This window comes from Streptomyces sp. MS191 (assembly GCF_008042125.1).
GTDB lineage: Bacteria > Actinomycetota > Actinomycetes > Streptomycetales > Streptomycetaceae > Streptomyces.
The window spans coordinates 16,407-38,853 of the sequence record NZ_RDBI01000039.1 but is presented as its reverse complement, the minus strand read 5'-3'; the positions used below and the strand labels follow the sequence as shown (position 1 = coordinate 38,853).

Sequence of the window (22,447 nt, the reverse complement as noted above, 5' to 3'; positions counted from 1 at the left end):
GGATCCGATGCACCCGCTGAACGGCGTTCTGGTCGGCACCGAGGCCAAAGCAGGTTCCTACGCCGCTAAGCCCCCGCCCTGGTCACGGAAGTGCCTGGCCGTCCCCCACGGCATGAGCCCTGTGACCAGGGCGGGCTTCACTCTGCCGAGACTTGCGCCGCTGACAGCCACCAGGAGCCCTATGACAGCCATCCAACAGCCATCCGCCCACACCACCGAAGCGCACCCGCAGAGTGCCGACCCCACAACAGCCGACAGCAAGGAGCCCGCCCTGAAGATCCACCCTGCCGCCGACATCTTCCCGATGCTGAGCGAGGACGAACTGCTCGACCTTGCCGAGTCGATCAAGAACGAGGGCCTTCACAACGCCATCGTCCTCGACTCGGACGGTGTCCTCCTCGACGGTCGTAACCGTCTCGCCGCCTGCGAGATCGCCGGCGTCGAGCCCCGCTTCGCCACCTACACCGGCGACAACCCCCGAGCGTTCGTCCTCTCCAGCAACGTCTACCGCCGGCACCTCAGCAAGGGGCAGCAGGCCATGATCACCGCCATGGCCTGTTCCGTTTCGGGACACTCCCTGCGCGACCTGGCCAAGACCCACAGCCTCAGCCGCACCCGCCTCTCCGCCGCCAACGTCGTCCTCACCTATTCCCCCGAGCTCGCTGAACAGGTCCGCGTCGGCGCCTACCCGCTTGACGCCGCCTACGACATCGCCCGTGAGAACAAGGCGAAGGCCGCAGCAGTCCAGGAGAAGCGCGACCGCCTCAGCGAGCAGGCTCCCGACCTCGCCCAGCTCGTCACCGAAGGCCACCTCACCCTCGACGAAGCCATCACCACGCTGGAGGAACGACAGGAGGACAACCGCATCCGGAAGCAGATCGCCGACGCCGACAAGCTCCATCTCGCGGACGGCCACACGACCCCGCCCCTGGCCCAGCTCGCCGAGCAGGGAGACATCACCTGGCACCAGGCCCACCAGCGCGCCGAAGAGTTCCTCGCCCGCCGCCAGGACGCCATCCACCGCACTCAGCAGGCGCTGGAACAGATTGCTGAGCATTGGGGCGTTGTCCTAGACCTCTCCGCCCACCCGAACACCGCATACGTCCAAGAGGTCACCGTCGGCCTCAGCCCAATGGCCCGCGCCCTCGTCATCAACCTGACCGCCAGCAGCTGACACTCCGAGCGCCCCTGCGGGGCCAACACCGAAACGGGTTGGTCCCGCAGCCGCTGACTTCCTGGACCGAGTGATCAGCGGGCGCTGTGATCGAGGACGCCAGCTCCTCTGATGCACGCCGACGAAGCTCGATCGCGAAGGCCAAGTGTGTAGCCCGACATCTCCAACTCGATGTCCATCAAGGGACTTCATCTCTACGCTGAGCCTGCTGTGTCCGAAGGGCCTGAATCCATCCGAGGGTTCAGGCTCTCCCAGCGCGAAGGGAGCGCTTTGCCCACTTCTCCTACCGAGAAGGGCCAGTGTCGGCTCTGTGGCGGCGTCATACGGATAGACCGGCGTACCGGGAAGGTCCTCGCCCATCCTCGCGCCGACCGGCGAGTGGGGCAGTGCCCGGAGTCGGCGAAGCAGCGATATCAGCCAGGGGCGCCCCAGACGCCCCTCTACGCGGTCGGCCCCTCAGACAGCTCACCTTCCGTGCCGCGACGCCCTCGCAGCACGATCCGGGAAGTGCCTGTGCCGAGACCGTCGTGGATTCCGCTGTGGGGTGACATCGACGCCCCGATTGTCACTCTTCCCGCCAAGGGACGCACCGGCTACTGGATCCCCAAGCACGGTTGGCAGAGGCATGAGCAGTTCGTGCACGACTACGTATACGGGCGAGCCAGGCCGGAGTGGGAACGGGACAACGAGTCCTGGGCTGTGGCCACGGACCACTTCATCGAACTCGCCGGCACCCTTGTGCAGCGGCACGGCCGCATTCTGCTCGGCAGGGAGTTCAACCGCTCCGAGAAGTGCAACCCTCGCTGTATGAGCGCGCTCGGCCATGTCTGCACCTGCTCGTGTCGGGCGCGCAATCACGGCGGTGGCCGATGGATGAGGGGCTGGCGCATCGCAGACGACACCACTCTGGTGGTCGGCGGGCGCTCGTGGAGCTGGACCATGTTGGAGAAGATCCCGTCAGAGGCGTCTCGCCTTTGATCAGCTGCCCAACAGGGGACAGCACGATACATTGCGTGTGATCCCTGGCCCGGAGACCCTTCAGGCGGGCAGGGCCGCGTCAAGGTAGTCCTGCACCGGCTCGAACACTCCATACGGCACGTATTGCGGGATCTCGCCATGGGTGACCCAGGCGAGTTCGGCCAATTCCTCGGTGTCCGCGACGTGAGCGGTGCCGCCCGCCACCTCGCAGACCGTGTACGAGATGAGTCGACCCGTATGCGGGTGGATCCGTTCGCCGAGCAGCTTCACAGCCGCCACGGTCAACCCGGTCTCCTCTTGGGTCTCACGCACTGCCGCGTCTTCACGGGCTTCACCGGGTTCGATCTTGCCGGCCGGGAACTGCCAGGAGAGCTGTCCTTCGCTCACCCGGCGGCGTACCAAGAGGACGCGTCCCTCGTGAACGACTACGGCTGCCGCTACGCCCGGTTGTTTCTCCGAGAGATCCTGCGTCACGTCTACTCCTCCGAGGTGGCCACGAGGGGCGGAACGACAGTACCGAGAGGGATGAAGCGGGACACCGTGTCACTGAGAACTGCCCGGATCCCGCCGTCTGGCGTTGGCGTCACCGGCGCAAGTCTCGGCAGAGTGAAGCCCGCCCTGGTCACAGGGCTCATGCCGTGGGGGACGGCCAGGCACTTCCGTGACCAGGGCGGGGGCTTAGCGGCGTAGGAACCTGCTTTGGCCTCGGTGCCGACCAGAACGCCGTTCAGCGGGTGCATCGGATCCAGCGGCCTGGCTCGGGTGTGGAGCGTGAGCCGGCTGGTCATCGAGGAGGATCGATCGCCAGACCCGCTCCTGGAGCTCCTGGATGCAGGGGCCGCAGGCGTACATCGCTGCCTGGGCACCGGCGACGCTCGCGGGGCCGATCCAGAGGACGCGGGTCCATCGCTGTCCGCAGTAGAGCCAGCAGAGGCCGTCGACCCACGCGTTGCCGTCGTTGGTCGCTGCTGGTGCGGGCAGTCCGCCGAGGGCGAATTCGGCGATTCCAGGGATCACCCTGTTCGGTAAGGCGAGTTCTGTGAGCATCACTTCTCGCCTGAGGTCACCGGCCTCGGACCGGTTCGGAGGGCACTTCCTGCTTGTCGGAATCGGCGAAGAGGAGCGTGGGCTCGGCGAGGATGTCGCGGCCGGCCTCGCTCTTGTAGATCTCGTCGACGCTGCCGAAGCGGGCTTCGGTGTAGTCGAGGTCGAGCAGGTCGGCGGCCTGGCGGACGGATGCCTCGTCCGGGCCTTCGATCTCGACGAAGGTGGGGAGGTCCGGCCAGGTGTCGAAGTCGAAGGCGACCGCGCCCAGGCGCCACTCCTCGCGGTAGTTCTCCTGGTAGCGGACCTCGGTGAGGCCGAGCCGCCGCAGGATGTCGGCCATGGCGTGGAGGTCCGCTACCTCAGTCTCGATCTCGGTGGTGCCGTCGATGGTCGTCGCGTCGGTGACCTGCTTGAGGGTGAGGGTGGAGCGAGTCCCCTCGTCACGCAGCCGGAGCCACGCGCCGCCGTCGAGGGCGTCGTTCTCGAAGATCTTGCGGGTAAGGAGGGTGCGGGGGAACGCTCGCGCGGCGCCCAGGGCGGTGAGCTTGTCCTGGAGGGCGGTGACGTCGACGTTGAGGAACTTGGCCTCGTACTCGTGCTTCATGTCGTCTTCCTCGTTGGGTGCGATTACCTGGTGGTGTGGGCCGCGATGAGCAGACCCATGCGGTGCGTGTGGTCGTGGGGCTGGCCGAGGTGCGGGCGCTCGACGAACTGGTTCGTGCGCACCGTGAGCAGGACGTTCCAGCCGGGGGCGAAATGGCGGGCGAGTCTCTCGGGCGAGGTGTAGTGCTCGATGAACTGGTGGCGCTCTTCGACGGGCATCATGAACTCCGCGCCGAACAAGCCCCCTTCGCGAACGAGGGCTTGCATGCGGCGGACGAAGTCGCCGAGCGGGCTGTGGTGGTTGGCACTGTAGTGCCACGAGCAGCTCGTCCAGACGGCGTCGCAGTGACCCTCGGGGAGCTCGGCCGTGAGGAAGTCCTCGCCGATGACCTGGACCCGGTCGTGGAGTTCCTCTGCCTTGAGGCGGTCGATGAGGCCGGGGGCCTGGGCCTGGGTGTCACCCGGAAGGCTGACCTCGCCTCCGTGGAGAGCGAAGGGGTCGCGCTCGATAGCGATGACGCGGTAACCGGCGGCGGCGAGGGGCAGCACGAACTTGCCGTCGCTCGCGCCGACGACCGCGACCGTGGCGTCAGGAGACGTGCGCTCCTTCAGGGTGGCGAGGAACTGGGGGAAGAACGTGAGGGTGTGCTCCCACAGGCTCTGCGTCTGCACGGTGATGTCCTTCCTGGGCGGTGGTGAGGATCGTCTCGACGATCTGCTCCGGGGCACGGCCGGTGGTGTCGATCCGATGCATCGAGAACTGGGCGTAGGCAGTCGAGATCCGGTCTGCGCCTTCCTCGCTCAGGGCATCCCACCGGGAGATGGGCTTGATCCGCTGGGCGAGGCGCCGCTGCCGTTCGGCCTCCGTGCACAGCAGGTGGTACGTCGTGGGCTGGGGCAGATCCGGCGGGAGGGTGACGCCGAGGCGGGCCCCGAAGGCGTGGTGGTTCGCGAGGCACCGGGCGAAGTAGCTCTCGACGACGACCGGTGTGCCGGCGGCGAGGTGGTCTCGTATCTCCTCGGCAGCCGTGAACAGGGCCGAGAGGTAAAAGCACAGGCGAGCCTCGACGCTCTCCCGCAGATCCACCTGGCGCCGCAGCGACTGGTAGAAGAGCGGCACGGTGGGGACCAGAACGGCGCCCCTGGCCGCCGCGAGCAGTGGCGCGACGGTGGACTTCCCGCTTCCCCTTAAGCCTTCGAGCGCCTCGAAGAACGGCCGGTCAGGCACGGGCGTACACCACGTCCGGGACGGCGAGGGTGAGCTCGTCGGTGGCGGAGGGCCGGTGGACGATGTGGTTGGCGGTCTTCTCGTACCAGAAGGCGTGCGAGTCCTTACCCACGGCCTTGCAGGACATGGTGAGCGCACCGCGCGGGTCGGCCTCGATCCGTTCGATCTCGCGCGGGCCGCTGGCCGGCGCGCAGATCTCCGGCGCCCCGCCCTCGGCGAGGTCTTCGTCGAGGATGACCTCGATGGAGAGGCCGGCCGTCCGGAGGTCCTCGCGGAGTCGGGTGTACGCGGTCGGGTCGCCGACCAAGAGCTCGGGGTGTTGGGCGGCGTTTCCCACCGGGCGGAGGCAGTGCAGCTTGAGCTGTCCGGCGCCGAACCTCTGCATGACCCGGGCCAGTGGCAGCACCTCATCGATGTTCCGCGAGGTCACGGTCATCGTCGCGGCCGTCATGACGCCGAGCTCCCGAGCGAGGTTCAGCGTGCTGAGCGCGGCGTGGTAGCTGCCCTGCCTGCGGATGTCGTCGTTGGTGCCGGCGACACCCTCCAATGAAACCCGCAGCAGGTCCACGTAGGGAGCGATCTCGGTGAGGCGGCGTTCGATCCGGTAGCCGTTGGTGCAGATCTCCACCTGCATCCCCAGCTCCTGCCGGGTGTAGCGGACGACCTGCGCGAGCTCCTTGTAGAGGAAGGGCTCGCCGCCGAGCAGGGTCACCGCCTCGGTGCCGTACTCCTCGCGCATGAGCCGGATGAGTCCGACCGCCTCCTCGGCGGTGAAGGCGTCGGCCTGCTTCAGGCGCTCGCCGTGGAAGCAGTGCAGGCAGGAGAAGTTGCAGCGGTACAGCAGCTGCAAGTACAGCATCCGGATTCTGCGGATTCCGGTGACGTCGCGGATCACGCGGGCCTCCTGGGTCAGTTGACTGGCGGGGAGGATCCGATCGTGGCCGAGTGGGTGTGGACGGCGTCACCACGTAGGCGGACGGTCCCAGGACGTCCTGGGACGTTTTTCAGCGCGCGGCGATGCCCTCAAAGTGGCTCATCAGCCTTGCGGTGTCCGAAAGGTCGGGCAGCACGATTACCGCGCCGGCTGCGGCCAGCTCCTCCTGGCTGTGAATGCCTGAGGCGACGGCGACGACGTGAGATCCCGTGGAGAGCGCGGCTTCGACGTCCCGCGGCGTGTCTCCCACGAGCACGACGGGGACATCCCGTCCCGCTCCATAGGCGCGTCGGATTCGCTCTCGCGCCACTGCCACGAGATCGGGACGCTGGACGCCGTCGGCCCCATAGGCGCCGACGGAGAGGTCGAGCAGAGAGTCGAGGCCGAAGGCGGCGAGCTTGACCTTGGCATTCGCCGCGATGTTGCCCGTGAGTACCGACGACACCCACCCTTCCCTCTCCGCAACGCACTTGAGCGCGTCGCATGCACCCGGCAGAGCCGTACCGCGCACCCGCAGCTCCGCGAACCGCTCCTGCCCGGCATGGGCCAGGGCGTCCTGGATCCGGCCCCATTCCGGCTCGGGAACGTCGTGCCGAACGAACAGCTCCCGCATGATCAGACGGTCCGTACGCCCCTCCGTGCGTGCGGGACCGGTCGGCGCGAAGCCGGCCAGGGCGGTGAACGCGGCGGAGTAAATCTCTTTGCTCACACCCGCGTTGTCGATGAGCGTGTGGTCGATGTCCCACAGGACGCTGAGCTGCATAACGCCAGCGTAAGACTGGCTCGATCTCGCCCGGCGCCGCGGGAACGTCCCACGACGTCCTTGCCCTCCCCCTCGCGACTCGGCTTGTATGGCGTCTGTGAACGAGCGACTTCACTCCGTACTCGCCCAGCGCGGTGTATCCCCCGAATCGCTCGCCGAAGCCTGCGAAGTGGACCCCAAGACCGTCGGCCGCTGGCTTGGCGGACGGGTGCCCCATCCACGGCACCGCTTCAGCGTTGCCCAGCACCTGCGTGTCGAGGAGACTTTCCTCTGGCCCGCACCGCTGACGCGCAGCGGCCGGCCTGGCACCGGCTTAGGCAGCGGCGAGATCATCGGCACCTACCAGAACCGGTCCAGCGTCCCCCGAGACATGTGGCTCGCCCTCCTCCAGGGCGCCCAGCGGCAGATCGACGTCCTGATCTTCTCCGGCACCTTCTTCGCCCAGACCAACCCGCACGTCGCCAAGATGCTCGCCGAGCGCGCGGCCACCGGGGTGCGCGTACGCCTGTGCTTCGGCGACCCGAGCGGCGACGCAGCCGCCACCCGAGGCCGCGAGGAGGGCATCGGCAACACCCTCGCCGCCAAGATCCGCGCCTCCCTCACCTACTACCGCCCGCTGCTGTCCGAAGCCGGATGCGAGGTGCGGCTCCACGACACCACGCTCTACAACTCCCTCTTCCGGTACGACGACGATCTGCTGGTCAACCCGCATGTCTGGGGTCAACCGGCGAGCGCCAACCCCCTGTTCCACCTGCGGCGAGTGGATGCCACGGGCTGGTTCGACAACTACGCTCAGAGCTTCGACGCCGTCTGGGCCGGCGCATGGCCCTGGACGCCCGATCACGAGGGGACCGCCGCACATGGGCAGGACTGAGTACTACAACGACCCCAACGCCCCCAAGGCCAACACCCTCATCCCCGCCAGCAACCTCCTGGTTGTCGACGACAGCGGCGCGATCCTGCTCCAGCACCGCCGTGACACCGGCCAGTGGGCACTGCCCGGCGGCGCCCAGGACATCGGCGAGACCGCCGCCGAGTGCGCGGTGCGCGAGTGCCTGGAGGAGACGGGCATCGTCGCCGATATCACCGGCTTCCTCGGCGTCTACACGAACCCGAACCACATCGTGGCGTACACCGACGGCGAGATCCGCCAGCAGTACGAGAACACCTACATCGGCCGCCCTGTCGGCGGCGAGCCCACGATCAACGACGAAGCCGACGGTGTCCGGTTCGTCCGGCCGGCCGACCTCGACCAGTACGACATCCACGCCAGCATGCGCCAGCAGATCGGCGATTACCTCGCCGGCACCTACCCCTACCTCGGCTGAGCCGCCAGCGCCGCCTCCACCCGCCCCACGGCAGCGAAGATCTCCGGCGCCGCCCGGCGGATGAACCGCCCGACCACGCTGTCGTCCCCGTAGCGGCCAAGGATCTCCGCGACCCGCTCCTCGGCGGTGGTCCGGCCGCCGTCGGGCGTGGTGGTCATGTCGCAGTACACGAGCGCGTCCACGAGCAGCGGCTCCTCCAACAAGGGGAACTCGCTCGCGAGCTCCTCTCGCAGCCCCCGCTCCTCGGCCTCCAGAAGCGCGAACGAGTGGTTCGCGACCAGCCGTACTAGCCACTCATCGGCCCCGTGCTCGTCGCGAAGGAACCGGGCCCCGTCCAGCGGATGGAACCCGGTCATGGCGAGGCGCGGTGCGTACCCGATGTCGTGCAGCGTCGCGGCAGCGACGAGGACGCCAGCGTCCTGGCCGAGAACCTGACCTACTTCGACCGCGCGGTGTGCCACTCCCTGCGTATGCGCCCACCTCCGCGGGAGCGCGGTGCTGAGTTCAGCTGCTGCCAGCCTCGTTGCCCACTCTTCGATCAGATAACCCATGCCGCGCTCCCTGCCCAGGGTGCGCCTCGCGTAAGCGTCGCCGGCACACCAACCTGCTGGCCGGAACGTAAAGCAGAGCCAGACGCTGGCTAGGCGTCCAGTTGAGTTAGATCGACGTTGTCAGCTGCCAGCTCGTCGGGGTTAAGCCCGAGGCCCTCGCCGATGGCCTGAAACTCTGCCAAGGCAGCCTGCAGATCGTCAACAATCTCCTGGACGAGGATCTCTGGCGCGGGCAAGGAGCCGGCGTCGGTGAGTGACTCGTCCTTGAGGAACGTCAGGTCGAGGCTGACCTTGTCACGAGCGAGCAGTTCGTCGCAGGTGTAAGCCTTGAACCGTTCGGACTCGACACGCTCGGAGCGCGGCTTACCTGGCCGGTAGGAGGCTACGAATTCGTCCAGATGCTCACGACGTAGCGGATTTTGCTTCATCGTGAAGTGCAGGTTGGTGCGGAGGTCGTAGACCCACATTTTGGTGGTCGCTGGCGTTGCGTCCGTGGTCGGCTTGCGCTTGTCAAAGAACAGCACGTTTGCTTTGACGCCGTTGGCATAGAAGATGCCGGATTTTGGCAAGCGCAGCAGCGTGTGAACGTCGCAAGTGCGCAGCAACTTCTCACGGATGGTAGTACCGGCCCCGCCCTCGAAGAGCACATTGTCCGGCAGGACGACGGCGGCACGCCCATCGGTGTCCAGGAGGGTGAAGATGTGCTGGAGGAAGTTGAGTTGTTTGTTGGTGGTGCCGGTCCAAAGGTCCTGTCGGGTCTCGCTGTAGTTCGCGCCGCTGATTGTGCCCACGCCAAAAGGAGGGTTGGCCAGCACGATAGAGGCGTTCCGAACCGGGCTTTTGGCCAGGGAGTCACGTACCTCGATAATCGGGTTACCGTTGGGCAGACCGACATCGTGCAGAAGCATGTTCATCGAGGCTAGGCGAGCGGTTTCCCCGACGAGTTCCACGCCAGTAATGCCCTGATTACGTAGCCGGATCTGTTCGTCGTCGGTCATGGTGGCACCAAAGTGCCGGTTGATGTAGTTGGCTGCGGCGATCAGGAATCCGCCGGTGCCGCAGGCCGGGTCCATGATGGTGTCGCTGGGCTCGGGCTGGAGACACTCGACCATCGCATCGATGATTGGACGTGGGGTAAAGTACTGTCCGGCGCCAGTTTTGCGGTCCTCAGCTCCGCGTTGAAGGAGGCCCTCATAGGCGTCGCCCTTGACGTCCACTCCGGTCAGATTCCACTGGTGCTTGCCGATCAGATCCTTGACAAGCTTTTCGAGGACTGCCGGCTCATGAATCTTTGACTGTGATCCCTTGAAGATTGCGCCAATCATTCCGGGGCGGCTGCCGAGCCCCGTCAGGATCTCCGTGTAGCGGTCAGCGAGGGCATTGCCGCTCTCATTGGCCAGGCTGTTCCAGTCAAACCCGCCGTCATCGATCTTCAGCGTGTTCAATCGCCAGTCCTTGCGTTCCTGCACCATCTTCAGGAACAGAAGGTATGTCAACTGCTCTACGTAGTCGAGGGTGGAGACCCCGGAGTGCCGCAGCAGTTCACAGTAGGACCACAGGCGGTTGACGAGCGTCCTGGTGTCGTCTTCCGGCCGGGGTGCGGCGTTCAGTGTGCTCAAAGCGGCAACTCTTCCTGGGTACCTGACGGGATGCGATTGGTGTGCTCCGGGGCCGTACGGGTGCTCGCAGCGCGGCGGACTCTTGCCGGCTTCCTGAGGGCCGACCGTTCAGCCGCGATTCGTTCCAGCAGCGCTGAAGCCGGTTCATCGTTCGGGTCCTGCGGCGCCAGTTTACCGTTGAAGGCTGCCTCGAGCAGCGAGCCCCGCATATTCATGCCCCTGCTGCGACTCAAAGCAAGAATGTCAGCGAAATGATCTGCCTTTGATTTGAAGCCATCGACAGCAGATAGAATGTATTCTTGTTCCTCGGTGGGGGGAAGTGGGATCGGCATGGCGGCAAGCTTGGTGCCGTTTACGTTTGCTTGACCGACCTGCTGACTGGACACCGCGGAAATGTATTGACGCCCGTAGATGCTGTTTATTACGAGGCTTACCCATTCCGGAATGACTCCGGAAACAAATTGGCAGCGAATGAGGTACGAAGCGAAAGTCATGGGGCCGAGCTGCTCGCGGTAGACGGCAGTCTTACCAACTAGCTCGGCGCTATTCGTGCGATTGAATAGCAAATCCCCATCGGTGAGCATCAGTTTTTCCGCGTCAGCATGGCCGGCGGGCAGGTATTTTAGAGAGGTGACGTCCAATCTGCCGTGCTGAATGTTCCCCATTCGAAGCACTGGGACGTCATCTGGCAGCTCCTGGGAGCGCGTCTTAGCTGAAGTCCCGTATTCAATCGATGTAGCAAGCTCGTCAAGCGCCACTACGGTCCAGTGGGCTGGGACGGAGGTGGGGAATGGGGCGCCAATGGCAGAGGGCTGGCGGCGGCGTTTAGGGACGATTAGCGCCCGCTGCGCGAGCGCTGCCGAACGCAGCTCCTCCCCGGATCCAGGAGCACGAAAATCCACAAGACTGCCGGATACTGCACGGCTAGACACGCTCTGGGAAAGGGTCGTGACTTTTCGTACGCTATTTTCGAAATATTTCATCGCCTCCTCGAGGTGGGAAAGGTGATCCTCAAGTGCGGCGATAATGCGCTGCTGTTCGGTGATTGGCGGGAGGGGGAGTTCGAGCGCCTCCAGATATGAACGTGGAACGCGGCGAAGCCCTACCGCGCCTGTCATCGCTTGTGCAGCAGCTTTGCGGATTCGTGGTTGAAGCAAGTAGTACATGAGTAGGCGAGGATCAATGGCGCCAGTGCTGCGCAGCACGAAGAACTCGGTACTGCCGACTGCCCTGCCTCCGTGTAGGTTCGCGGCAACGGCGATCTTGCCGTTCTCCATGCACGGCGTGACCTTGGCGAATAGGACGTCATCCTCTTGGAATGGTGTCAACGATTTTCGATCGCCAGCGTGGATGGTTTCCGAAGAATCCATCCTGCCGCTCTCTGCTTCGACTGCCGCCATCGGCACCTTCGAAATGAGATCGTCATCCTCGACGGGAATTGTGAAGTGCCGAGGGTTGACTTCGCAGAGCTCGCCGATTGTCGCCGTTGTCCAACCATCCGGTAGTGCCTCAGTCACGCGGAAAGCTCCCGGTTCAATTCGTCCAGATAGCGAACAGCAGCGTCTTCGCCGAACTCGCGCAGGTAGCCGCCAGTCCCGCCGTTTTGGGTGAACGGCGCGGAGTCCAGGCTAGCCTCATCGAAGCGAACGTTCCGCGCGATCGAGTTCGCGATCTGTTCCAGCCACCAGCGCTGTGAGTCGGTGAACACAACTCCCACCTGCTCTTGACGCAGTATCCAGGAGGCGAACCGCTCGGAGACAACCTCGCTGTACGGCCGCAGTTCGCTGTCCTCACCAAGCTCGAACCGGATGATCGAGATCAGGTCCGCCACTCCGTGTCGGACCCCGCGCCTCGCACTCGCGATCTCCAACGCCTCGTAGGCGCGCCACAGGTCCTCGGGCGACCACCGCTGCGGTGGACGTTCCAGGCGCCGGGCGAGTTCCTTGAGCTGGCTGAAGACTTCGCGGGGCGTGACTTTGGGGTTCTGGTACGCGATGTGGAACGCAGCGATTTCGTCCCGATGATGTTGCATGTACTCCCGGAAGGACGTGAGCCGCGCCTGTGCATCGTCCTGAGTCATCACTACTGCGCCGGCGTGCAGGAGCTTGTCCGCGGTGACTTCATCGTAGGTGATGTCGGAGGCGCGGCGAATTTCCAGGATGCGGTTGCGCAGGTCGGGGTTTGCAGCCAATGGCACGACAGAGGCGCGCGCCAGAGCCCACACAGCATCCGTACCGCCAGTCGCCTTGGCCTTCTCCTGCGCGTCTACCGAGACGGCCTCGACCATCCTGCGTGTGATCGCAGTGATTGGCTCCCCGGCGAGCTTCTCCAGCTCGGCCCGCTCCTCGGACTTGATCTGCAGATTGAGCTTGGACAGGCGCGCGGCCAGCGTCGAGACCTCATCCGGGCTGATCGTGTTGTTACCAACGTTGCGCAGCAGCTTCTCCAGCGACTGCCGCCGGGTCTTGTCCTTATCCAGCGGCGAGGCGTCGACCTTAGGGTTCTCCGTCACCCCGATTGCGTCGACGATTACGAAGTGGGTCTTCGCCTCGACATCTGGAGAGACCTGCTGGAGTTCGGCGCGCTTGAGCGTCCGGGCACCGCGGCCCTTCATCTGCTCGAAGTAGGCCCAGGAGCGTACGTCCCTGAGGAACAGCAGACATTCCAGCGCCTTGACGTCGGTCCCGGTGGCGATCATGTCGACGGTCACGGCGATCCGCAGGTCTGCGCTGGTACGGAGGTCATTGATTAGGTCGTGGGCCTTGACCGCCTTGTGCGTGATCTTTTTGCAGAAATCGTTGCCGCGCCCGAACTCGGTGCGCACGATCTCCACGATGTCATCCGCATGTTGGTCGTTCTGCGCGAAGATCAGCGTCTTTGGCACCATCCGCTCAGCCGTGGGGATCCGGCTCCGGTCTGGGAAGATGCTGGTGTATAGATTGTCGCGGAATGTCCTTACGACGGTGCGGATCTGGTCCTTGGTCATCACTGAGGAGCCGACCTGTGATGCCCGATACGTGAAGTCGCTTTCCAACTCCTCGTACTTCTGCCGCCTGGTGCGCCGGTCTACCTTGGGGACCACTATGCCCGAGGGAATCGTCGCCCCGTTCTCGGTGATCTCGGTGTGGATGCGGTACACCTGGAATGGGACGTTGACCCCATCGGCGACTGCCTGTTCGTAGGTGTACTCCGATACTAGGTTGCCTTCGAAGAACCCGAAGGTCTGCGCCACTGGCGTCGCGGTGAGTCCCACCAGGTGGGCGTCGAAGTACTCCAAAACCTGACGCCACTTGCCGTAGATCGACCGGTGGCACTCGTCGACGATGATCATGTCGAAGGTCTCCGGCGGAAGTTTCGGGTTGTAGCGCACCTCGATTTGGCTGTCGGTCTCGTAAGAGTCCAACTTGTCCGAGTCCTCGTCGACCGACGGGAGAGGTCGACCGGACAGGGCTAGCCACAGCCGCTGGATGGTAGAGACGACGACCTTCGTTGAGTCCTGCAGCTCCTCCCCGGTGGCAAGGCGCTGGACGTTGTAGACCTCAGGGAACACCTGGTTCGTTCCGGGAATTCGGTAGTTGTCGAACTCGCCCTTGGCCTGTGCACCGAGGTTGTTGCGGTCCACCAGAAAGAGGATCTTGCGGGCGCCGGCGTACTCGGCCAGCCGATGGGAGAAAGTGACGGCGGTATAGGTCTTGCCGGCACCGGTTGCCATCTGGATCAGCGCGCGCTGCTTCCCCATCGCATGCGACTGCTCGACTCCAGAGACCGCCTCGATCTGTGCTGGACGCAGCTCGCTTTCGTTCAGCTGCGGCAATCGGAACCGCATCTTCGCCCTCAAGGTCGGGGCTTGAGGGTCCTTGTCCGCATCGCGCATCCATGTCGCGAGGGTCTCGGGGCGGTGGAAGGAGAACACCCGGCGACTGCGCGACTCCGGGTCCAGTGTGTTGCGGAACTTGGTGCGCCCACCATCGCTGACATACCTGAAGGGCAGCTCGCCCCGTCGCCAGGCCGCCATCTTCTGCGCTGATTTCAGATTTGCCACGTAGGCGTCGGCCTGGTCCTCGGCCTTGGCGAGGTCCTCACCTTCCCGCTTCGCCTCGATTACCCCCACCAACTGCTGGTCCACGTAAAGCAGATAGTCGGCGCGACCCTTCGCCACGGTCATCTCGCGTACTGCGACGCCCTGACTCGCATGCAGATTCAACGTCAACGCACTGTTGTCCTGGACTGTCCAGCCAGCTTCCCTCAACATCCGATCAAGTTCGACTCGGACCTGCGCCTCGGTCAGCGGTTCGCGTGCCGCCTCCTGCGCATTGCTCAGCCATACATCGCGCTGTACCGCATCCGGAGGCGCGGGCTGACGCTTGTTCAGTGCCTGTTCGAGCGGCTGGCTCTGCACGTCACTGAGCGCGGCCAGCATCTCTGCCAGACGTGCTTGCTCAGCCTGCGCCGCAGCGAGGGCAGCCTCCATCTGGGCGCGGGCGAGTTGCTGGGCCTCGGCCTCGCTGACCGCTTCGCGGTAGCGGAGCTTATGCGCCGCCAACTGGTCGAGTGCCCGCTGGTAATCCATGTTGAGCCGGTTCAGTGCCGCACGCTCCGCAGCACCGACTGGCTCCTCCTGCGACGGCTTTGCCGGGGGTACCCAGGCGCGTGGCTCACGCGTACCAGTTAGCAGGCGGTCGAACCAGACCCCGAGTTGGAAGCAGGTCTTGACCGCTTCGAACGCCGCCCGCTGCTCGGCGTAGCCGTTGTGTACCGCTTGGTTGCCGAACACGCGGATATGATCGAATGCAGGCCGCACCTTGCCCTGGAGGACCCCCGCCCGCTCCAGTTCGTACAACCGGTCGACCTGCCGGTCACCCGGCGGGCGCAGCCGGAACCGATGTACCAAGTCCCCGGCTAGGGCCTCGCCGAACTGCCGAGCTTTGACCAAGGCAACATTAGGGTCTGTGAAGACGACGGCCTCGGCCCCGGCACCGTAGAGAACCAGAAGATCCAGGTGGTTGAGTAGGAACCCGAAGTTCCCTGAAGCCTGTGCAAGTTCTGCTATCCGTGGGTCGACCTGCCCATGCGGCACGCGCGCTGCTCCCGTCTCACCTGACCGGCTACGTCCGGACCGATCATTATGCCGGATGCCGTTGTGACCACGCTCTGCAGTTTGCGCACTCCAGAGATTGGAGTAACGCGGCACGAGTGATCGCACAGGTGCGGTGGACCGCTGACCTGTTCCGCTTCCTGCGTGATCGTCCTGAGGCAGTCGGGCAAGCTCAGCCCTCAAGGCCGAGGAGCGCCGCCGTGAAGCTTCTCCGCTCGGCGGGCGCCCGGTCAGGCCGGCCAGGCTTGCGTGAGCGCTGCGTGAGCGGACTGGGTGGCACTAGGGTGGACCCGGCGTCATGGTGATCACGGTCGGGCGCTTCTGATCTGGGGAAACGGGATTCTGCGGCATCGTCCGGCACCAGCTGGGATGATCTTGCGGGCCCTCGTAATGCGTAGGTCTCGGGTTCGAATCCCGAAGGCGGCTCTGTGGAAGCCTCAGGACTCACTCGCCGTGACCTGGGGCTTTTGCTTTTGCCGGATGCGACGGCGGCCACGGGCCGCACGAACCGTCGGCGGTCTCCCTTCTGGCGTCCGTCGCGGCTCCCCTGCGGCGTGAACTGGTCCCCTCTCCGGATGCGCGGCGCCCGTCGAGAGGTGTGACCTTCGCGTCACGTACCGCCGTGTCGGCCCGATCCGCGAGTCGCCTTGCTGCAGGATCCGGGCTGGCCCGCCCTGCGGACGGACGATCAGCGGATGACCCGAACGTCGGCGACAACGTCTTTCACCTCGACCACGACATCCCGCCCGGCAGGCGCCGAAAGCGATGAATGCGGCTGCGGATCGCAGTCTCAGCACCGTGACCGACAGATCGGAGTGGAGATGGGCAAGCTGAATCAGGTGGCCGACGGCGTCTGGGTCCGGCAGAGCGAGTGGGTCTGGTCCAATTCCGTCGTGGTGCGCGGGGAGGACGGGTTGATCCTGATCGATCCCGGCATCGACGGCTCCGAGTTGGACCGACTCGCCGACGACGTGGACCGGCTCGGCATTCCGGTGGTCGCCGGGTTCTCCACCCATCCCCACTGGGACCATCTGCTCTGGCATCCCCGGTTCGGCGACGTGCCGCGCTACGCCACCCCCGCCGCCGCCCACGTCGCCGGTCAAGCCCGGGAGCGGGCGCGGGCGATGGCGGCGGAGAGCGCGTCCGGCATCCCTCTCGACCTCGTCGCGCTGGTCACCCCGCTGCCCGCGGACGGCGGACCGGTGCCGGGCGAGATCATCGAGCATCCGGCGCATGCCGTGGGCCACGCCGCGGTCCTCCTCGCGGACCGTGGCGTCCTGCTCGCCGGCGACATGCTCTCCGACGTCCTGATCCCGCTCCTCGACGTGCGCCAGGACGATCAAGTGGGAGCCTACGAGGCCGCGCTCGACCTGCTGGGCGAGGCCGCCGGCCGCGCCGACGTCGTGGTCCCCGGCCACGGCGCCGTTGCCGAAGGTCCCGAGGTGTCGGCCCGCCTCGCCGCCGATCGTGCCTACATCGACGCGCTCCGGCGAGGAGAGGAACCGGTCGACGCGCGCCTGGGGCCGCACGCGGACTGGCTGTCCGGCCCCCACCGGTCGAACCAGGAGCAGGCCCGAGGACGGTAGGTGCCGGGGTCGCCGTCAGGACGGCAGGGAGGTGACCCGCCAGGCGACCATGCCGGTGGCTCCGGCCGTTGCGGTGATGTCGATCGGCAATTCCGATGGAGCATTTTCGACCCGCCGGCCGGCAGGTACTCCGTCGCACGGCACGGACTGTGGTGCCTTGTCCGCGATGACGACCTTCACATTTCCTGAACCGACACAGGCCACGGAGACCTTGTAGGACTTGCCCTTCTTGAGCGGGGAGAGATTGTGCACGCCTTCCCGGACCCGCTCCAGTCCGGATTCCACGAATTCCGGGTCATCGGGCGAGACCGTGTCCAGCGCGGCCTTGGCCCGCTTGCCCTGGCCTTCCTCGTCTTCCCCTCGGGGCGACTGCGTCGCCGTCGGCTTCCCCGTCGCCGATTTCGACGGAGTGCCCGAAGGCGTCGCGCCGTCGGTGCAGCCGGCCGCCAGGAGGGAAACCAGAGCGAACGCCGGGACGGCAGTCCCGCGTGCTGTGAAACGCATACGTCCCCCATGTGAAGACTGCTCATGCGGCCACCTGTCAGGTCAGTGAGGCGGCCGTTCCCCGAGACCGTAACCGTGTTCACGGGAAACAGGGGAAGAAGGCTTTTCTTCTGAGCAAGAATTGAGGATGAAGTATTTCGGCCACCCCTGGCTTCAACCGGCTTTCTACGCGGCATCGTTGTCTGTCGTGTGCGGGCCTCCGCGCCCGTCCTCGTGATGCCGTGGGGGCGGGGGGCCCACGCCGTCGCGGTTCCGCGTCGCGCCCCGTGGTCCCGACAGGTGGGCGGCCGTGGCGGGGAGCGGGGGGAACGTCGTAGAACACGGGGAGCGGGAGACACCCGGGGGAGAGGACAGCATGAGCACAGCCGCCGAGCAGGTACACGGTGACGCGTCGGAGGAGGCGCGGGGTGGGCAGGAGGAGGCCGGGGGGCTGGAGGTGACCGGGCGGACGCGGTTGCGGCGGATGCGGCACAAGGGGAGCCATCGCCGGGAGGACCTCGACGCGGTGCTCGCCGCCGGGTTCCTCTGTCACCTCGGGGTCGTCGTCGACGGCACGCCGATGGTCGTGCCCACCGTCTACGGCACCGACGGCGACCGGATCTACCTGCACGGCTCGGTCGCCAGCCGGAGCCTCGTCCAGGCTCCCGACGCCGCCGTCTGCGTCACCGTGACGCACGTCGACGCCCTTGTGCTCGCCCGCTCCGTCTTCGAGCACGGTGTCAACTACCGGTGCGCGATGATCTACGGCGTGCCCCGCCTGGTCACCGACCCCGAGGAGAAGCTGCGGGGGCTGCGGGCCCTCACCGAGCAGTCCGCGCCCGGGCAGTGGGACTACGCCCGGCAGCCGAGCCGCAAGGAGCTCGCCGCGACCGCCCTCGTCGCGCTCGACCTCACCGAGGCCTCCGTGAAGACCAGTGACGGCCCGCCGGACGACGGTGACAGCCCGGACGCCGAACTCGGCCTGTGGGCCGGGATCCTGCCGGTGGTCACCACGATCGGGGCGCCGCTGGCCGACCCCGTCCTGCCGGCCGGCATCGCGCCGCCGGCCCATGTGGCGGAGCGGGCCGGCCAGACCCTCGGCTAGGTCCTGTCCGGGCGATCTTCTCGGGCCCGCGACGACGGCTGCGGCCCTCGGAAGTGCGGTGCGCGTGGTGCCGCATGCCGGATCGAAAGCCGGCGGCAGCAGCGCTCGCCCCGCAGCGGCTGATCGAGCGGGTCGTGGGCCTCGACGAGGCGGCAGCGCTGCCGCCCGGCTTCGACCGGGCTTCCCCTGCCGGGACGACGATGATCGATCCGCTCCACGGCTGAATCCACGGCTGAATCCATGGCGGACGCGGCCGGGACGGCGGGCGTGGCGTCGGGATTTGTGCGGGTTGTCGGGTGATGATGGCGCGGTGCGACTTGATCATGTGTCCTATGCGGTGGCCCGCGACAGCTTCGTCTCGACCGTCCAGTGGATCGGATCGGCCCTCGGCGCCGGATTCGTCGACGGGGGCGTGCACCCGCGGTTCGGCACCCGCAATTTCATTCTCCCGCTGAGCGGCGGCACCTACGTCGAGGTCGTCACCACACTCGACCACCCCGCCGCCGACCGCGCACCCTTCGGCCAGGCGGTCGCGCGCCGCGCCGCCGAGGGCGGCGGCTGGCTCGGTTGGGTGGTATCCGTCGACGACATCGCCCCGGTCGAGGCCCGCCTCGGCCGCACCTCGGCCGAGGGCCACCGTGTCCGCCCCGACGGGTTCGACCTGAGGTGGAAGCAGATCGGCCTGCTGGAACTGCTGGAGGACCCGCAACTGCCCTACTTTCTTCAGTGGTTGGTCCCCACCGAGGAGCGCCCGAGCGCCGACCCGCGCACCTCCACCGCCATCCACGGGGTCTCCATCGCCGGCGACGCCGCCTCCATCGCCGAGTTCCTCGGCGAACCGGCCGACCACCCCCTCGACCAGGTCGACGTCACCTGGGTCGAGGACGAGGAACCGGGCCTGGTCTCGGTCGAGTTCGCCACCGCCCACGGTCCGGTCACGATCTGATCGGACGTGTCCGCTCGGCCAGTCCTGCCCGGGCGATCTTCTCGGGCCTGCGACGGAGCGGCCGGGCCTCGGTGCGGCCGCCCCGGATGTAGCGGCGCTTAAGCGTCGCTGTAGAACTCTTCGCTTGTGGTGACGTGTCGGGTGCGGCAGGTTCGCGGGTATGCGATCCGACTCACCCTGGCGCGTCCCCGGCTTCCGCACGCTCTTCTCCGCGGCCGTCCTCAGTCAGCTCGGCACCAATGTCGGATACGTCGCCGTCCCCCTGATCGCCGTCGGGGCGCTGGACCCCGGCCCCGGCGAGGTCGGGGTCCTCGCCACGCTCTCCACCCTGGCCTTCCTGTTCATCGGGCTGCCCGCCGGGGCCTGGGTGGACGGGATGCGGCAGCGGCGGGTGCTGATCGCGGCGGACGCCGCGCGCGGGCTCCTGTTCGCCTCCGTGCCGTTGGCCTGGTGGTGCGACGTGCTGACGCTCGGCCAGCTGTACGCCGTCGTGCTGCTCGGCGGGTGCGCCACGGTCTTCGCCGACGTCACCGCCCAGAGCGTGCTGCCCCGGCTCGTCGCCCGCGACGGGCTCGTCCAGGCCAACGCGGCCCTGGTCGGCATGATGGCCGCCGGAAACGTCGCCGGGCGCGGCGCCGGCGGCGGGCTCGTCCAGCTGTTCGGCGCTCCGGTGGCGGTCGTGTGGGTGGCGGTCGGTCATCTCGCCTCCGCGATAAGGCTGTTGTGGCTGCGGGAGGAAGGCGCGCCGCCGGTCCGTCCGCCGGTGCGGGAGTCGCTGCGAAGCCGGATCGTGGCCGGTGTCCGGCACGTCCTCGGGAACGCCGAACTGCGGGCACTCGCGCTCTCGGCCTCCCTCAACAACCTCGGCTCGCAGGTCGTCAACACGATGATGCCGGTGCTGTTCGTCCGCGAACTCGGGCTCTCCGCGGGCGCCCTGGGGATCTACTGGGCGGCCGGCGGCGTCGGGCTGCTCATCGGCGCGCGCTGCGCCCGGGCGGTGGCGGCGCGCCTGGGCCACGGACGCGCCCTCGGCCTCGCCGGCCTGCTGCTGGCCCCCGCCGGGCTGCTCGTGGCCCTGATCGGACACGGCCCCTGGCTGTGGATCGCGGGCGCCGGCTGGCTGTTGGCGATGTTCAAGACCGGCATGGACAACGTGCTCGGGGTCAGCCTGCGCCAGCGGATGACGCCGGACCCCCTGCTCGGCCGCATGAACGCGACCTTCCGGTTCCTGCTCACCGGCGCCCTCGCGATCGGCGCCGCGACCTCGGGCCTCCTCGGCGAACTCGTCGGCGTGCGCCCCACGCTGTGGGTGGGCGGCGCGCTCCTGGCCACGGCCTTCCTGCCGGTGTTCCTGTCGCCGGTGCGGACCCGGCGCGAGCTGCCCCAGGAGCTGCCCGAGGAGCGGACGGAGGTGCGGAGGGAAGGGGCCGCGCCGGAGCGGGGCTCCGGGGCGCCGGCCGATGAGCTGTCCGTGTGCGGTCGGCGGGCCGGCGGGGCCGTACGGGAGGGGTGACCGCGGCGGGAGGGGTGTCGCGCGCGAGAGGCCGCGTCCCGCTTGTCACCCGCCGCGCGCCGCGGATCATGGAAGGGAAGGCATCCCCGCACCCTCCCCGAGGAGGACCCATGACCACCACCGGAGCCCGGACGATCCTCTACCCCGTGAAGGACCTGGAGAAGGCGAAGGCCCTGTTCACCGCCCTGCTCGGGGTCGAGCCCGAGATGGACGAGCCGTACTACGTCGGGTACGTGGTGGCCGGGCAGCACATCGGCCTCGACCCGAACGGTCACGCCAAGGGGCTGACCGGACCGTCCCCGTACTGGCACGTCGACGACATCGAGGGAACGTGCCGGGCGCTGCTCGCCGCGGGTGGGGAGACCGTCCAGGAGATCCAGGACGTCGGGGGCGGCCGCCGTATCGCCTCCGTCCGGGACGCCGACGGCAGCCTGCTCGGCCTGCTCCAGGACCCCTGAGCCGACGCCCCCGCCGGGGGTCTTCACTCGTCGAGGAGCTCCAGCTCCAGGCGGTGGAGCCGGCCCGGGTCCGCCAGGACGTCGATCGAGGTGATCCGGTCGTCGAGCACGGTGAAGCCGAAGACGATCCTCGTCTCCCCGCCCGGTGCCCAGACCAGGCCGGCCGCGCCGTCCACCCGTGCGATCCGCGCCGCGCGGGCGGCGCGTCCGGAGAAGATCTTCGCCACGTCCTGGGAGCCGTGTGCGCCCGTCGCCCCGGCGCGGACCGCCTCGGCGTCCGCCCGCAGCACCACGTCCGCGTCCAGGAGCGCGCGCACGGCGTCGCCGTCGCCGTTCCGCGCGGCGGCCAGGAACGCCGTGACGACCTCGTGCTGACGTAGGAGGTCCGGTTCCGGCATCTCCTCCGTCCCCTGGACGCGCCGCCGTACCCGGCCGGCGAGCTGCCGGGTGGCGGCCGGGGGCCGGTCCACGATCGGGGCGATCTCCTCGAAGGGGACGGAGAACAGGTCGTGCAGCACGAACGCCAGCCGTTCGGCCGGTGTGACGGTGTCCAGCACGACCAGCAGTGCGCGTTCGGCGGAGTCGCCGAGCAGTGCCTGCTCGTCGGGATCGCCCGCCGCGTCGGGCGGGCGCGGGGCCTCGACGCCGCCCGCGTCCCAGCGGTCTTCGCGAGGGGTCTCGCGGGCCCGCAGCAGGTCCAGGCACACCCGGGCGACGACCGTGGTCAGCCGGGCGTCCAGCCCGTCGGTCGCCTCGGTGTCATCGGAGCGGCTCAGCCGCAGCCGGGTCTCCTGGACGGCGTCGTCGGCCTCGTCGAACGAGCCGAGCAGCCGGTAGGCGATCGCCCGCAGCCGCGGTCGGTGTTCCTCGAAGCGCTCGGCCGGGAGTGTGTGAGCTTCCACCGGAAACGACCTCCGTGGAGCGTCGACCGTCGCCGTCGTCGCCCGACGGCGGCGATCAGGGGCCGCGGCCGTCCGGATGTCCCGTGCGGACGGGCCGCCGGGACGGGGGAGGTGCTGCGGCGAGGGGTGTGCAC

Annotated in this window: 22 protein-coding genes; 10 read left to right on the top strand and 12 right to left on the bottom strand. The window is 67.3% G+C overall.

The genetic code is table 11. The annotated features are described in order from the left end of the window. Positions 1 to 181: 181 nt before the first annotated feature. Positions 182 to 1,174, top strand: a complete 993-nt coding sequence (locus tag EAO71_RS37525) for a ParB/RepB/Spo0J family partition protein (protein WP_187282586.1) — start codon at positions 182 to 184, stop codon at positions 1,172 to 1,174. A gap of 507 nt (positions 1,175 to 1,681) precedes the next feature. Continuing rightward, the gene (locus EAO71_RS06735) at positions 1,682 to 2,152 is read left to right on the top strand and encodes a hypothetical protein (RefSeq protein ID WP_222723550.1); all 471 of its coding nucleotides are present in this window, start codon (positions 1,682 to 1,684) and stop codon (positions 2,150 to 2,152) included. Between the two features lie 60 nt (positions 2,153 to 2,212). Here EAO71_RS06735 and EAO71_RS06730 read toward each other — a convergent pair whose 3' ends face one another. The 6 genes from EAO71_RS06730 to EAO71_RS06700 form a co-directional block, all read right to left on the bottom strand. Continuing rightward, a complete protein-coding gene (locus EAO71_RS06730) occupies positions 2,213 to 2,626 on the bottom strand; it encodes an NUDIX hydrolase (protein WP_147976871.1) in 414 nt (137 codons plus the stop codon). Between the two features lie 589 nt (positions 2,627 to 3,215). Next, positions 3,216 to 3,803: a class IV adenylate cyclase gene (locus EAO71_RS06720; protein ID WP_147976869.1), complete on the bottom strand. Its 588-nt coding sequence runs from the start codon at positions 3,801 to 3,803 to the stop codon at positions 3,216 to 3,218. 23 nt (positions 3,804 to 3,826) lie between these two features. After that, positions 3,827 to 4,474: a class I SAM-dependent methyltransferase gene (locus tag EAO71_RS06715; RefSeq protein WP_147976868.1), complete on the bottom strand. Its 648-nt coding sequence runs from the start codon at positions 4,472 to 4,474 to the stop codon at positions 3,827 to 3,829. Next, positions 4,392 to 5,030, bottom strand: coding sequence for an AAA family ATPase (locus EAO71_RS06710; protein ID WP_261992039.1), 639 nt, complete (start codon positions 5,028 to 5,030; stop codon positions 4,392 to 4,394). The genes EAO71_RS06715 and EAO71_RS06710 overlap by 83 nt, the downstream gene beginning before the upstream one ends. After that, positions 5,023 to 5,925 carry a radical SAM protein gene (locus EAO71_RS06705; protein ID WP_147976867.1) on the bottom strand — a complete coding sequence of 301 codons (903 nt, stop codon included), beginning with the start codon at positions 5,923 to 5,925 and terminating at the stop codon, positions 5,023 to 5,025. The genes EAO71_RS06710 and EAO71_RS06705 overlap by 8 nt, the downstream gene beginning before the upstream one ends. Before the next feature lie 109 nt (positions 5,926 to 6,034). Next, a complete protein-coding gene (locus tag EAO71_RS06700; protein WP_147976866.1) occupies positions 6,035 to 6,727 on the bottom strand; it encodes an HAD family hydrolase in 693 nt (230 codons plus the stop codon). 97 nt (positions 6,728 to 6,824) lie between these two features. On the opposite strand from EAO71_RS06700, the gene EAO71_RS06695 reads away from it, so the two are divergent. Beyond that, positions 6,825 to 7,601: an XRE family transcriptional regulator gene (locus EAO71_RS06695; RefSeq protein ID WP_187282585.1), complete on the top strand. Its 777-nt coding sequence runs from the start codon at positions 6,825 to 6,827 to the stop codon at positions 7,599 to 7,601. After that, a complete protein-coding gene (locus EAO71_RS06690; protein WP_147976864.1) occupies positions 7,588 to 8,055 on the top strand; it encodes an NUDIX hydrolase in 468 nt (155 codons plus the stop codon). Before EAO71_RS06695 ends, EAO71_RS06690 begins: the two co-directional genes overlap by 14 nt. Here the strand turns inward: EAO71_RS06690 and EAO71_RS06685 are convergent. The 4 genes from EAO71_RS06685 to EAO71_RS06670 all read right to left on the bottom strand — a co-directional run bounded on the left by EAO71_RS06685 (position 8,043) and on the right by EAO71_RS06670 (position 15,302). Further along, on the bottom strand, positions 8,043 to 8,606 hold the full coding sequence (locus tag EAO71_RS06685; RefSeq protein WP_147976863.1) for an HD domain-containing protein: 564 nt from the start codon (positions 8,604 to 8,606) through the stop codon (positions 8,043 to 8,045). The genes EAO71_RS06690 and EAO71_RS06685 overlap by 13 nt on opposite strands. Before the next feature lie 89 nt (positions 8,607 to 8,695). Continuing rightward, on the bottom strand, positions 8,696 to 10,225 hold the full coding sequence (locus tag EAO71_RS06680; protein ID WP_261992038.1) for a class I SAM-dependent DNA methyltransferase: 1,530 nt from the start codon (positions 10,223 to 10,225) through the stop codon (positions 8,696 to 8,698). Beyond that, entirely contained in the window at positions 10,222 to 11,742 is a 1,521-nt protein-coding gene (locus EAO71_RS06675; protein WP_147976862.1) for a restriction endonuclease subunit S, read from the bottom strand. The genes EAO71_RS06680 and EAO71_RS06675 overlap by 4 nt, the downstream gene beginning before the upstream one ends. Continuing rightward, on the bottom strand, positions 11,739 to 15,302 hold the full coding sequence (locus EAO71_RS06670) for a type I restriction endonuclease subunit R (protein WP_261992037.1): 3,564 nt from the start codon (positions 15,300 to 15,302) through the stop codon (positions 11,739 to 11,741). The genes EAO71_RS06675 and EAO71_RS06670 overlap by 4 nt, the downstream gene beginning before the upstream one ends. 839 nt (positions 15,303 to 16,141) lie before the next feature. Between EAO71_RS06670 and EAO71_RS06665 the strand changes: the two genes are divergently transcribed. After that, positions 16,142 to 16,906 carry an MBL fold metallo-hydrolase gene (locus tag EAO71_RS06665; protein WP_147976861.1) on the top strand — a complete coding sequence of 255 codons (765 nt, stop codon included), beginning with the start codon at positions 16,142 to 16,144 and terminating at the stop codon, positions 16,904 to 16,906. Between the two features lie 15 nt (positions 16,907 to 16,921). On the opposite strand, the gene EAO71_RS06660 is transcribed toward EAO71_RS06665, so the two are convergent. Next, a complete protein-coding gene (locus EAO71_RS06660) occupies positions 16,922 to 17,410 on the bottom strand; it encodes a hypothetical protein (protein ID WP_147976860.1) in 489 nt (162 codons plus the stop codon). A gap of 463 nt (positions 17,411 to 17,873) precedes the next feature. Here EAO71_RS06660 and EAO71_RS06655 point away from each other — a divergent pair, with 463 nt between their 5' ends. The 5 genes from EAO71_RS06655 (at position 17,874) to EAO71_RS06635 (ending at position 21,411) form a co-directional block, all read left to right on the top strand. Then, positions 17,874 to 18,494, top strand: coding sequence for a pyridoxamine 5'-phosphate oxidase family protein (locus EAO71_RS06655; RefSeq protein WP_261992041.1), 621 nt, complete (start codon positions 17,874 to 17,876; stop codon positions 18,492 to 18,494). 74 nt (positions 18,495 to 18,568) lie between these two features. Then, positions 18,569 to 18,718 carry a hypothetical protein gene (locus EAO71_RS06650; RefSeq protein ID WP_222723549.1) on the top strand — a complete coding sequence of 50 codons (150 nt, stop codon included), beginning with the start codon at positions 18,569 to 18,571 and terminating at the stop codon, positions 18,716 to 18,718. A gap of 86 nt (positions 18,719 to 18,804) precedes the next feature. Next, positions 18,805 to 19,440 (top strand): VOC family protein, encoded by a 636-nt coding sequence (locus EAO71_RS06645; RefSeq protein ID WP_147976858.1) that lies wholly within the window; start codon positions 18,805 to 18,807, stop codon positions 19,438 to 19,440. A gap of 160 nt (positions 19,441 to 19,600) precedes the next feature. Further along, on the top strand, positions 19,601 to 20,953 hold the full coding sequence (locus EAO71_RS06640; RefSeq protein ID WP_147976857.1) for an MFS transporter: 1,353 nt from the start codon (positions 19,601 to 19,603) through the stop codon (positions 20,951 to 20,953). Between the two features lie 110 nt (positions 20,954 to 21,063). Continuing rightward, on the top strand, positions 21,064 to 21,411 hold the full coding sequence (locus EAO71_RS06635) for a VOC family protein (protein WP_147976856.1): 348 nt from the start codon (positions 21,064 to 21,066) through the stop codon (positions 21,409 to 21,411). 23 nt (positions 21,412 to 21,434) lie between these two features. On the opposite strand, the gene EAO71_RS06630 is transcribed toward EAO71_RS06635, so the two are convergent. Continuing rightward, entirely contained in the window at positions 21,435 to 22,313 is an 879-nt protein-coding gene (locus EAO71_RS06630) for a sigma factor (protein WP_147976855.1), read from the bottom strand. Positions 22,314 to 22,447 lie beyond the last annotated feature (134 nt).

Coding starts and splice junctions, on each gene's coding strand:
- EAO71_RS06640 (WP_147976857.1), top strand. CDS start 19,601: ATGCGATCCGACTCACCCTGGCGCGTCCCCGGCTTCCGCACGCTCTTC.
- EAO71_RS06655 (WP_261992041.1), top strand. CDS start 17,874: ATGCGGCACAAGGGGAGCCATCGCCGGGAGGACCTCGACGCGGTGCTC.
- EAO71_RS06685 (WP_147976863.1), bottom strand. CDS start 8,606: ATGGGTTATCTGATCGAAGAGTGGGCAACGAGGCTGGCAGCAGCTGAA.
- EAO71_RS06700 (WP_147976866.1), bottom strand. CDS start 6,727: ATGCAGCTCAGCGTCCTGTGGGACATCGACCACACGCTCATCGACAAC.
- EAO71_RS06635 (WP_147976856.1), top strand. CDS start 21,064: ATGACCACCACCGGAGCCCGGACGATCCTCTACCCCGTGAAGGACCTG.
- EAO71_RS06665 (WP_147976861.1), top strand. CDS start 16,142: ATGGGCAAGCTGAATCAGGTGGCCGACGGCGTCTGGGTCCGGCAGAGC.
- EAO71_RS06650 (WP_222723549.1), top strand. CDS start 18,569: ATGCCGGATCGAAAGCCGGCGGCAGCAGCGCTCGCCCCGCAGCGGCTG.
- EAO71_RS06720 (WP_147976869.1), bottom strand. CDS start 3,803: ATGAAGCACGAGTACGAGGCCAAGTTCCTCAACGTCGACGTCACCGCC.
- EAO71_RS06660 (WP_147976860.1), bottom strand. CDS start 17,410: ATGCGTTTCACAGCACGCGGGACTGCCGTCCCGGCGTTCGCTCTGGTT.
- EAO71_RS06690 (WP_147976864.1), top strand. CDS start 7,588: ATGGGCAGGACTGAGTACTACAACGACCCCAACGCCCCCAAGGCCAAC.
- EAO71_RS37525 (WP_187282586.1), top strand. CDS start 182: ATGACAGCCATCCAACAGCCATCCGCCCACACCACCGAAGCGCACCCG.